Annotated in this window: 11 protein-coding genes; all 11 read right to left on the bottom strand. The window is 52.4% G+C overall.

Features of this window, described 5'->3' with window-relative positions:
* Positions 1-50: 50 nt before the first annotated feature.
* The 11 genes from H9L42_RS11280 to H9L42_RS11330 all read right to left on the bottom strand — a co-directional run bounded on the left by H9L42_RS11280 (position 51) and on the right by H9L42_RS11330 (position 10937).
* Complete coding sequence (locus H9L42_RS11280) at positions 51-1097, bottom strand: Rpn family recombination-promoting nuclease/putative transposase (RefSeq protein ID WP_187303497.1); 1047 nt, start codon at positions 1095-1097, stop codon at positions 51-53.
* 133 nt (positions 1098-1230) lie between these two features.
* Positions 1231-1716, bottom strand: coding sequence for an SseB family protein (locus tag H9L42_RS11285; protein WP_187303498.1), 486 nt, complete (start codon positions 1714-1716; stop codon positions 1231-1233).
* 5 nt (positions 1717-1721) lie between these two features.
* Complete coding sequence (larC, locus tag H9L42_RS11290; RefSeq protein WP_187303499.1) at positions 1722-2399, bottom strand: nickel pincer cofactor biosynthesis protein LarC; 678 nt, start codon at positions 2397-2399, stop codon at positions 1722-1724.
* A gap of 42 nt (positions 2400-2441) precedes the next feature.
* Positions 2442-3200: a nickel pincer cofactor biosynthesis protein LarB gene (larB, locus tag H9L42_RS11295; RefSeq protein WP_187303500.1), complete on the bottom strand. Its 759-nt coding sequence runs from the start codon at positions 3198-3200 to the stop codon at positions 2442-2444.
* Between the two features lie 80 nt (positions 3201-3280).
* A complete protein-coding gene (locus H9L42_RS11300) occupies positions 3281-3895 on the bottom strand; it encodes an ABC transporter ATP-binding protein (protein ID WP_187303501.1) in 615 nt (204 codons plus the stop codon).
* Positions 3885-4817, bottom strand: a complete 933-nt coding sequence (locus H9L42_RS11305) for an oligopeptide/dipeptide ABC transporter ATP-binding protein (RefSeq protein WP_187303502.1) — start codon at positions 4815-4817, stop codon at positions 3885-3887. The genes H9L42_RS11300 and H9L42_RS11305 overlap by 11 nt, the downstream gene beginning before the upstream one ends.
* Positions 4818-4830: 13 nt before the next feature.
* Entirely contained in the window at positions 4831-5703 is an 873-nt protein-coding gene (locus H9L42_RS11310) for an ABC transporter permease (protein WP_465270661.1), read from the bottom strand.
* The gene (locus H9L42_RS11315; RefSeq protein WP_465270662.1) at positions 5696-6682 is read right to left on the bottom strand and encodes an ABC transporter permease; all 987 of its coding nucleotides are present in this window, start codon (positions 6680-6682) and stop codon (positions 5696-5698) included. The genes H9L42_RS11310 and H9L42_RS11315 overlap by 8 nt, the downstream gene beginning before the upstream one ends.
* Positions 6679-8304, bottom strand: coding sequence for an ABC transporter substrate-binding protein (locus H9L42_RS11320; protein WP_187303503.1), 1626 nt, complete (start codon positions 8302-8304; stop codon positions 6679-6681). Before H9L42_RS11320 ends, H9L42_RS11315 begins: the two co-directional genes overlap by 4 nt.
* A 331-nt stretch (positions 8305-8635) precedes the next feature.
* The gene (locus H9L42_RS11325; protein ID WP_187303504.1) at positions 8636-9718 is read right to left on the bottom strand and encodes a M42 family metallopeptidase; all 1083 of its coding nucleotides are present in this window, start codon (positions 9716-9718) and stop codon (positions 8636-8638) included.
* A gap of 13 nt (positions 9719-9731) precedes the next feature.
* A complete protein-coding gene (locus H9L42_RS11330) occupies positions 9732-10937 on the bottom strand; it encodes a Na+/H+ antiporter NhaC family protein (RefSeq protein ID WP_187303505.1) in 1206 nt (401 codons plus the stop codon).
* Positions 10938-11095: the final 158 nt, after the last annotated feature.

Genomic DNA, 11095 nt, shown 5'->3' on the forward strand with positions numbered 1-11095 from the left:
ACCTTATTACCGGGAAATGTCAAGCGGATTCTGGCTTTTTCCGCGTCCATTTAAAGTTTTTCGATTTCTTCCGGGCGGAGTCCCGTAAGCTCCGCTATCTTTTGGGGAGAAAAATTTTCCATCTTCAGGTTTCGCGCAATCCTTTTGGCGCTCTCCGCGCTCCCCTCTGCGCGGCCTTCCGCAATACCTTCGGCGCGTCCCTCCGCAATACCTTCTGCGAGACCTTCGGCATGACCTTCCAGAATGCCTTCCGCGAGACCTTCGGCATGGCCTTCCATAATCCCTTCGGCATGGCCCTTCGCATGGCCCTCCGCGTAGCCCAGTTCTTTTGCCTTCTGCTTTTCTTCCCGTACCTCCTTTACCTCCCGCATGAGAATCGCTTCCTGCATCTTATACATCTCACGGGACATCCGGTACGCGAACAGCCGGTCATCTTCGCTCACTTTTTTCAATTCTTCATCCGCCATGGCGATCACCTCATCTCCTGTCTCCAGCAGCCTCTCCACATACGCTTCCTGTCCCGGCTCCCCGGTGCTGTTCATATAGGCGCTCAGTACTTCCAGCGGGCTCAGTTCTTCCGCCTTCTTTCCCCGCCAGTTGTATTTCCCCAGCTCCAGAATATGCAACTGCGCCATTTCACTCAGCTCATAACCCGTTCTCTGATTTTTCAGCACAAAACAGCTGTGCGCCGGTTCCCTCTCCGGCAGGCAGGAATCCTTCAAAATCACGATTACGATACTTTTTTTCAGTTTATCATAGTTTTCTCCCTTTTCCAACCCCCGTACCACCAGTTTACTCAGATAGTACAAAAATCGGTTCATCAGTTCCTTCGTGGTACTGATCTGCATTTCAATGTCGATCTGCTCTCCCCGGCTGGTTTCCACCAGAATATCCATAATAATTTCTTTTTCCTCTTCCAGTTCCCCGATGGAAAAGGGGTTCTGATAGTCCAGCGCCACAATGGGATCTTCGGTTCTTTCCAAAATCCGGTTTAACAAAGCGATCAGCGCCCGCTTGCTTCCCGGCGTATCCCTGCCGAATACGGCTTTAAAAATAATATCGCTGGTCAGCGGTTCTCTGTGAATATGTAATCCCATACAGTAAATCCCTCCTCTTTTGATTGGATAATATTTACTGTAATTTTATTACATTTTCCACAACAAATCAAGCTATTTAGAAATTTTTTCCATATCAAAAATAGAGAAATCCGCTGATTCGCCGCAATCGGCTCTATCCCTGCTTTCCGCCGACTTCCTTTTCCATTTCACGGATCATGCCTTCGATCATTTCCGAAGTAAAGCAGAGATTCTCACTCATCGGGTTGATGACAAACCCGCGGACCGCTTTTCCCTGGCCCAGGATCATATTTGCCAGATCTTCAAAGTTGACGATCATGCTCTGCTGATCTGTCTCGCCGCTGCACTTGCGGAGCGCTTCCCCATGGGTAAATACCGGATAGTACAGATCGCCGTTAGCCGCCTTGATGAGTTCAAAGCTAATGGTTGTATCCTTTTCCAGCACGATTTCCTTTTCCGTTTCGTCAAGCACCGGGTCCCGATCCAGAGAAACGGGAGCCAGTAGTCTGGCCCGCACGACCTCATTGAGCAGCCTTACGGTATTTTCCTGAGACTCCTCTTTTTTTAGCGCTTCGATGCTTTCCAGAAGACTGTCATTGCGGATTGGCTTTGGCGCTTCCTTCTTTTTGTTTTCTGCCATGCGTCTTACTCTCCTTCCTCAATCAAAAAGGCTTTCAGCCCTTCTTTTCCTGTGTCTCTGCCTCCCTTTGCCACCGCGGTTTTCACAACTCTGCCACGGGGCATGTCCTCCGTGTATTTCGCGCCGATGCCCATCAGGACGCCAAGTCCGGAAGGGGTTACCATCTCCGTTTCAATGTCCTCGGTGGCAAACACATAATCGCAAGTTTCCCGCATGGCCATAACTGCCGGAACCGGAACCGGAATCCTGCCGTGGCTGCACTCGATAAACCCTTTTCCGTCGTGAAGCTCGGAGCACAGAATCTCCTGAACCCCCAGATCTTCCAGGCCGGCGGCAATTCCCGCGATATTGCGGATCGCCTGAGGTCTTCCCACCTCATGAAAATGGACATTTTCCACATCCGATTCATGCACTTTGGCCTCCGCCCGCGCGATGACCAGATAAATCGAGCACATAATGTCTTTCACCGGCTGCGGCAATTCGCTCTCCTCAATCAGGCGGCGAATCTCCCTGTGGCTCCGGTGGCTGTGATGATGCGCGTGTCCGCCATGAGAATGCTGAGAATGCCCTTCCTCTTCTATCCGCAATCTCTGCGCCGCGCCGGTATCCGCGCCCAGCCCCGTTAGCGCGTTTAAAATCATATCGCTGCTGACTCCACTGGTGCAATCAAAATATAGCTTCATAAACGATTCCTCCTGGTATTTCTTCCCTGGTTCTACAACCTTCTATTCTCCGCTTCCCATCCGGTTAATATTTGACGCCAGATAAGCCGCGCCGAATCCATTATCGATATTCACGATCCCCACACCATTGGCGCAGCTGTTGAGCATGGACAAAAGCGCGGAAATCCCACCTAAATTCGCTCCGTATCCGATGCTTGTGGGAACCGCGATGACCGGACGCTCCACCAGTCCTCCGACTACGCTTGCCAGGGCTCCTTCCATACCTGCCACGACAATCAGCACATTGGCGCTGCGTATCCGGTCCAGCTTGGCGAACAACCTGTGGATTCCCGCGACTCCTACATCATAGATGCGATCCACTTTGTTTCCCAGAGCCTGGGCGGTCACCGCCGCTTCTTCGGCAACCGGAATATCCGCGGTTCCCGCTGTCACAACCGCAATCGTTCCTTCCCGCTTTGGCACAGGCTCTTTGATCCGCACAATCATACGTGCCTGCGGATCGTATTCCGCGTCGGGAAGCACCTTTCTGACTGCTTCAAAATCCGCTTCCGTTGCCCTGCTTCCAATGATATTCGCGTTCTGCCGGGCCAGCTCTTTCATAATCACCGCGATCTGCTCCGGCGTCTTTCCCTGGCAGAATACTGCCTCCGGATATCCGGTTCTGAGATTGCGATGCTGGTCAATATTGGCAAATCCCAAATCTTCAAAAGGAAGATCCTTAAGGATTTCTACCGCCTCTTCCGGTTTCGTGTTCCCTTCCGCTACTTCCCTCATCAGATTCGTCAGATATTCTTTATCCATTCGTGATTCTCCTCGTATTATAATTACTTTATCCGCGGGTTTCAAGACTCCGCGGTGCCCCGGATATTCTGCCGCCGGACTCAAATATGGTTCAAATCGGGCAATGATACGATCCGGGTACAGACCTTTTCCGCCAGCGCCATGTTGTGGGTCACAACCACGAGCCCCATCTGCTTTTTCTCCGCGTACTCCATCAGCAGATGCCAGATCTGCGCCTGCGTAATCACATCCAGCATGGTACTGATTTCGTCGCAAATCAGAAACCGGGTGTCCGGCCCCAGAACTCTGGCGATGCAGAACCGCTGGAGCTCGCCGCCGGAAAGTTCGGAAGGCCAGCGCTTCAGCCACTCCTTTTCAATCCCCATAGCCGTAAGGAGTTCCGGATCCGGATTCCAGCATTCCCGCAAAACTCTTTCCATCTTCCATCTCGGATTCACCGCCTGCTCCGGATGCTGATAAATCATCTGCACCGGACAGTATCCGCTTTTGGGCAGCGGTTTTCCATCCAGCAGGATCTGCCCCCGCGTCGGATCCGCATATCCGGCCAGCAGCTTTGAAAGGGTGCTTTTTCCGTATCCGGACGGTCCCACCAGTCCCACCCGCTCGCGGGAATCCACGGTAAAATCCAAATCCTTTAAAATCCATGGCGCTCTCTTATGGTATCGAAAGCAGACCTGCTGTGCTTTAAGTTGCATGAACGCACCTCACTTTCCCGCCTCGCAGCGTCCGCATCTCAATCTGCGCTCCGCAGCTTTCCGTACGCTTTGGACAACGGTCCGCGAACAGACAACCGGAAGGAAGCTTCCCCGCATAGGGCTGTGTTCCCGCAATCGGTTTAAATTCATTTTGCGGCAGCGCGTCGAGAAAGGCTTTGCTGTACGGATGCCGCAGGGCGCCTTTCCCCTTTTCAAAGTCCGATGCCGGACAGACCTCCACCGTCGTTCCCGCGTAAAATACAGCGATCCGATCCGCCGCCTGCAGCGCCAGATCAATATCATGGGTGATCAGCAAAACGCCGCAGCCCTGATCCGCCAGTTCCCGGAAGGTTTTCATCGTTTCCACGGCCATCTCCGGATCCAGGCCCGGCGTCGGCTCGTCGGCAATAATCAGATCCGGCGATTCCATAAGCGCCGCGGCAATCAGCGCCCGCCTTGCCATTCCGCCTGAAAGCTGGAAGGGGTACATTTCTTCTACCTCCCCATTGAGCCGATAGCGGTGAAACACCCGCTTCATTTTCTCCACCGTTCCACGCACTCCTTTCACCTGTTTTCCGACTTTCATAAGCGGATCCAGAAAATCCACGGACTGGGGGATAAACACGATTTTTTCCCCGCGAAGCGCTTTCTGCCTCTGAGGGGTCAACTCGCTTCCCCGGTATTCCATACAGCCGGAAACCCTGGCGTTTCCCGGCAGAATCCCCAGAATCGAATGGGCAAGCAGACTTTTTCCCGAACCGCTGGAGCCTACCACTGCCAGAATTTCTCCCGCGAACACCTCCGTGTCCAGGGAATGGATGACTTCCAGATCAAACTTGTTCCAGCCCCGATCGTAACGGCTGAAGGAAACGGTCAGATTTTCCACTTTCAGAAGCGGTTCTTTTTTTTCTCTGTTTTCCAACGGACTCCCCCTCCTATTCGTTTCCGCTGCCCGGATTGAGCAGCAGCTTCAATTTATCACCGATTCCATCAAACAGCATCACCGCAATCAGGAGCATCAGACCCGGAAACAGGCACAGCCACCATTTTCCGGTTACAATATGCCGCATGGCTTCGGACAAAATTCCTCCGATGGCCGGTACCCCCGCGGAAAATCCGAAGCCGAGAAAGGTCAGTGACGCTTCATGCATAATCGCGTGGGGAAACAGCAGTACCAGCCCCACCAGATAGACCGGAAGCACATGGGGAACAATATGGGACTTCGCGATCGCCCACCTTGATTTTCCCATCCTGCGGGCAGCCTGCACATACTGGGAGTCCCGTACCTGCAGCACTTCCGCCCGCACCACTCTCGTAAGCTCCGGCCAGTGGGTTACCGCCACGGCCACCGCTACGCCGAAGCCGCCTCTCCCCATCATATAGGAAATCAGAATCAGCAGCACCAGATGAGGCATGCCCATGCAGCAGTCCACGCACCAGGAAATGACCCGATCCACTTTTCCTCCCGCCAGCGCCGCCGAGATCCCGAAAACAAGCGCGATCACCGAACTGACCGCAGACGCCGCCAGCCCAATTAGGATGCTGTTCGACAACCCCTTAATACTGCGCCAGAACATATCTCTGCCCATAAAATCCGTGCCGAACAAATGCGACAGGGAAGGCGGCAGAAATTTATCCGCGTAATTGACGCCGTAAAGCTCCGGAGACATAAAAAGTCCCGCCAGCATAACCGCCAGCAGATAGGCACCTGCCAGAGCGATGTATATCGTCATTTTCTGTTTTGTATTACTTTTTTTCCCGGAAAGGCGGGGCGCGGTCTTTTGTTTTGTCACAATAGCACTAAGCACGGTACCCTCCTTCCTTCAGCCGGGGATCGATGATTCCGTAAAGAATATTGGCGATCAGATTTCCCGCGAACACAAACAGCGCGCTGAACATGGCAATTCCGATGAGCAGGGGCGCGTCCGCGTTGAGAGCCGCCGCTGTCAGCGCGCTTCCCAGCCCCGGGTAGGAAAAGACGCTTTCCGCCAGGGCGATACCGCCGAACAATTCGCTGAAAGAAGCGAACTGAAGGGTAATCGCGGGCAGAGCGATATTGCGGAGTCCATGGCGGACGACCAGCTGCCTTGTCGTTTCTCCCCTTGCTCTGGCAAACAGAATATAGTCGCTGTGCATAATCTCAATGAGTTTCTGCCGGGTATATAAGGCGATCTTGCTGATGCCCAGGATGCTGAGCGTAACAGACGGCAAGATCATATGATAGACGCGATCCCAGACGGTCACGTCCTCCGCCAGCTTATCCATGGGAACCGCCTGTCCGATGGGAAACCAGCCGAGGATTACAGAAAAGACCGTCAGCATCAGAAGTCCGAACCAGAAAACCGGAGCCGACTGCAAAATCAGACAGAAGGTTTTAATCCCTTTATCCAGGAGGCTTCCCCTTTTCAGAGCGGCGAGAATCCCGGCGGCGAACCCCAGCACTCCCGACAGCACCCAGGCGCTGAGAATCAGCGCGATCGAGTATTGGAACCGCTCAAAAATTACAGTGGATACCGGCATATGATAGGTGATCGAATCCCCCAGATCACCGTGAATCGTATTTTTCGCCCAGGTCAGAAAACGCTGGGCAGGCGGATCGTTCAGCCCCCAGTGTTCGGCGATTTCCTGCTTCGCCTGTTCCGACATCGTGGATTCCGCGCCTACATAAGCTTCCAGAGGGTCCACCGGCGACGCGGAAACCAGTACAAAGGAAAGCACACAGATCGCCGCCACCAGAGACAACATGCGAAAGGTTGTCCCGCACAGATATTTGATTCGATTCATCATTTCCACGACCAGTCCTTCATGTTATTGATCACCGGCATTCCGTGCCCGTGAGGATGGGGAATCTGGGTTTCCACGGAAATGTCCAGGTTATCCTTTACAAAATAACTGTGCTCAATATTTACAAGATAAATATAGGCGTAATCATTCGCGCTTTCTTCCTGCGCCTGTTTCCACGCGCGTACCGCGTCTTCCCGGTTATTGGCTCCCAGAGCGGTGTCAATGAGGCGATCTACCGTTTTATTGGAGTAGCGCACGGTGTTGGCGGTTCCGTCTCCGGTGAAGGCCTCTGAATAAAACAGATTCTTTAAAATCACCGGATCATACTGACCCCATCCCCAGACAACGCCGTTTGAAGCCGCTTCGGTATTCAGTTCATCCCAGGTTTTCTGATCCAGGTCCACCTGAATTCCGATGGATTTCGCTTCTTCCGCGAAGGCGGCAGCCAGCTGGTATCTCGCCGTATCGCCGCTGGGTGACAGTAAGGTGAAGCGGCATTTCTGCCCGTCTTTTTCATAGATCCCGTCGCTTCCTTTTTTCCATCCCGCGTCCTCTAGAAGCTTTGCCGCGCCTTCTTTGTCATTGTCCTCAAAATTCGCGGGGTTGCCCCAGGAAAGATTGGTAGTAAAACCTTCCGCCGGTTTTCCGACTCCGTTTAAAGCATCGTCAATGATCTTGCCGCGGTCAATTCCGATGGTCAGCGCCTGCCTCACAGCTTTGTCCGCGGTTACGTTATTTCCCACGGTAATCGTCTTTCCGCTCTCTGTCGTATAAGAGGTTTCTTTTGTGACCGGCAGGCTGATCTGACGGACATCCATTGTTTCCAGGTTTTCAGTGTGCATGCCCTCAACTTCTTCAGAAACATAGGCCGGGTCGACCATGACGACATCCAGCTGTCCGGATTTGGCGTTGGCAATGGCCGTATCCTCCTCCATATTGAGCAGCGTCACCTGGGAAATTTCCGGCGCTCCTTCGTAATAGCTTTCGTTTGCGGCGACAATGATCTTCTGCTCCGTGTCATACTGTACGATTTTCCAGGGGCCGGTTCCCACCGGCATTGTATCAAAGGTTTCGCTGTCATAACCGTCACTGGGCACAATGCCTAACAGCGCCGTCTGATCCAAAAAGGAAGAATATGGCTCTTTGAGAGTGAAAACAACCGTATCGTCCCCCCTCGCGGTTACGGACTCCAGCCGGCTCAAATCCACGTTCGCGTTATCGCCCTGGTTTTCTTTTACCGTATTATAAGTGAACACCACATCTTCCGCGGTAAAATCCGATCCGTCATGGAATTTGACATCCTGCCTGAGTTTAAACGTGTAGGTTCTGGCGTCGTCACTGATTTCCCAGTCTTTCGCCAGATCTCCGACATACTCGGATTCCGGGCTGACCTTCGTCAGCGCGCTGTTGATAAACGAATAACCGTAAGCCATCCCGCCCTTAACCGGATCCAGGCTGCTTTCGAAAATCGTCCCTCCCACATACGCCGTAACACCGTCTTCCGCGCCGCTTTCCGCTCCTTGATCCGCGGAACCGCAGCCTGCCAGAATGGCTGCCGCTAAAAGCACAATCAACGTAAGGCTTATCCATTTGCTCCATCCGGTGTTCTTTTTTAATCGCTTCATCTCCGTGGCACCTTCCTTTGCTCTGTTTTCTGTCATCTCTTTAAACAAAAAAATACCAGAAAAGTTTCCTGACCATTCTCGATCAGGGATTATAACCTTCCTGGTTTTCTTCTGAATTATGAATATAGTCGTTAAAAATCTCTTCTGAGATGAAAATGACACTTCTGTGTCTTAATTAATTTACCACTTTGGAGATAAAATGTCAATGTTTTTTAACCCAGCAGACGCCTTGCGCCAGGGGAATTCCGACCGACCTTCCTCCGGATCCGCCGAAGCAAAAGACGGAAGGATGCCAGCCGATTCTCGGCCTCGTACCTTCCGTCTTTCCTCTTTACAGCCCTTTATATTCTTTCAGGAAATTTACCAACAGCTGCACGGTATATTCCATGTCATCCATGTTAACCGTTCCTACAGCCGTATGCATATATCTCTGCGGGATGCAGATTCCTCCCGCGAGCACGCCGCAACCGCTCATAGCCGCCGACCACGCGTCAGTGCCGCCTCCTGTCATAACTTCCCGCTGGAACGGAATGTTATGCTTTTTCGCGGTCTGAATCAGCGCGCTGGTCACCTTCCGCGGCACGTTGTTTCCTGTCGCGCCCAGAATCGGATCCCAGTCGTAGAACTTGATTCCCGGACCCGCGCCCATACGCTCGGAACATTTATTGATTTCCACACCCGGCGTATCGCCTGTCAGAGTTACATCTACCGCCAGAAACAGTTCCGGATTCAGACGGTTTGCCAGAGGCGCGCCGCTGCGCATTCCGACTTCTTCCTGAACCGATCCCACCATGCAGACCGTCACATCCAGCTCTTCATCCTGCAGACGTCTCAGCGCTTCCACTAAAACCGCGCAGCCCGCGCGGTCGTCGACGGATTTTCCGGTATAGAACTTACCGTTGTTGAGGACATAGCCTTCTCTGGCAAAGCCCATATAATCACCGGCTTCCACGCCCAGGGCCTGTGTTTCTTCCCTGGAAGTCGTGCCGAAATCCACATACAGATCTTCAATTTTAATTACTTTTTCATGATCCTCTTCCGTCATAATATGCGCCGGTTTTGAGCCCGTCACGCCATACACTTTTTTCCCGCTTTCAGTCATAACCACCATATCCTGGTTGACCGCCGTACGGTCGTCATGGTAGCCTACCGGCAGAAAACGGCCGATTCCATTATCTTCAATATAGTTGAGAATAAAACCGATTTCATCCATATGCGCGGAAAGAACAATCTTACGTTCTCTGTCTTTTCCGTATTTGATAAAAATCTGACTGCCGAGAGGGTCTTCAATGTGTTCATCATAAAGCCCTTCCATCTCCTTGCGGAGCGCCGCGGCAGTTTCTTCCTCATTCCCGGACACCCCGAAGGTGTTGTCCAGATTGTATAAGGTTTCCAGTAGCTTGTTGTTAATCATATTATCACACCTCTTACATCACAAATCCGCAAATGAGATACAGGATAAAGGTAATTCCACCTGAAATACACGCGTATGGAAGCGTTGCGAACATCAGGTCGATAGACTTAATCTCACATCCCTGCGCGCACATAATAACGCCGTCTCCGTAAAGGCAGGTATTGCTTCCGAAGGCCGCTCCGGAGAACACCGCCGCCGAAGCCAGGATCGGATCAACGCCCATCGCGTTGGCAAGAGGAACCACCAGCGGCAGAATAATCGCTGCCAAATCCCAGAAGCATCCGGTCGCGTAAGCATATACGCCGCAAACCAGAAATACCACCGCGGGAAGGAACGCGCCTTTCATGATCGGCGTCGTAATTTCAATAATAAAGTTCGCAAGTCCCAGATCTGTGTTAGCGGACTGTACCGCGAACGCCAGAACAGACAGAACCAGTACAAAACCCATGCTCATAACGCCATCAAAGCAGTATGACAGGAATTCTTTGAATTTCATTTTTCTCTGTGCCAGATAAAGGATGGCGGCAGTAACTACTCCGGCCATCGATCCGTACAGGACTTCGCTGCCGCACAGCAGTGTCACCGCGATCATAACAATCAGCGGAAGCAGAAAGTTCCAGGGATGCGCCTTATATCCTTCCGGCAGCTCTTCCTCTTTAAATTCCGGATCAACGGCTTCCACGCCTCCTCCTACCGGGAATACGTCTCCAGTCTGTTCCGCCCGCAGCGCGTCTCTTTTAATCGCGCCTAATTTCGGGAACAGCCCCAGCGCATGGAGAAACACCATAATAACCATCAGCCACGCGTAGAACGTCAGAGGCATCGCTTTCAGATACGCGCCCATTCCGGTTCCGCCTACGGTCACCCCTTCCGACTCCAGAAGGGTCGCGAAGTAAACGGCCCAGGAAGAAAGCGGGATCAGAATGCAGACCGGAGCCGCCACGCAATTTACAACATACGCGAGCTGCGTTCTCGGAATCCGCAGGCGGTCTGTAATCCCCTTCATGGTCGTTCCCACCGCCAGATTGTTCAGATAATCATCCAGGAAAATGATGACTCCCAGAATGGCAGTACCGGTCAGAGCCTGTCTCTTCGTATGAATGAACCGTCCCGCCCAGATGCCGAAGTCTTTTACCGCGTGGGATTTCTCAAATAGAATAATGAGAATACCGAACATGGCAATTACCAGCAGCAGCCACTGCAGGGACTCATTCGTCATGGAAGAGTACAACGCTCCCACCCATTTGCTCACAGCGCCTGTTGTGGTCAAGCGTTTTTGTAACACTTATGGCTAAAAAATATCGATTTATGCAATTCGAGCTTGATATGGTGTTTGATACCCATTGAAACTATGAGGGCGCACATGATTATATGTGA

It is taken from the genome of Zhenpiania hominis, assembly GCF_014333425.1.
In the GTDB taxonomy this organism is placed as follows: Bacteria; Bacillota; Clostridia; order Peptostreptococcales; family Anaerovoracaceae; genus Hominibacterium; species Hominibacterium hominis.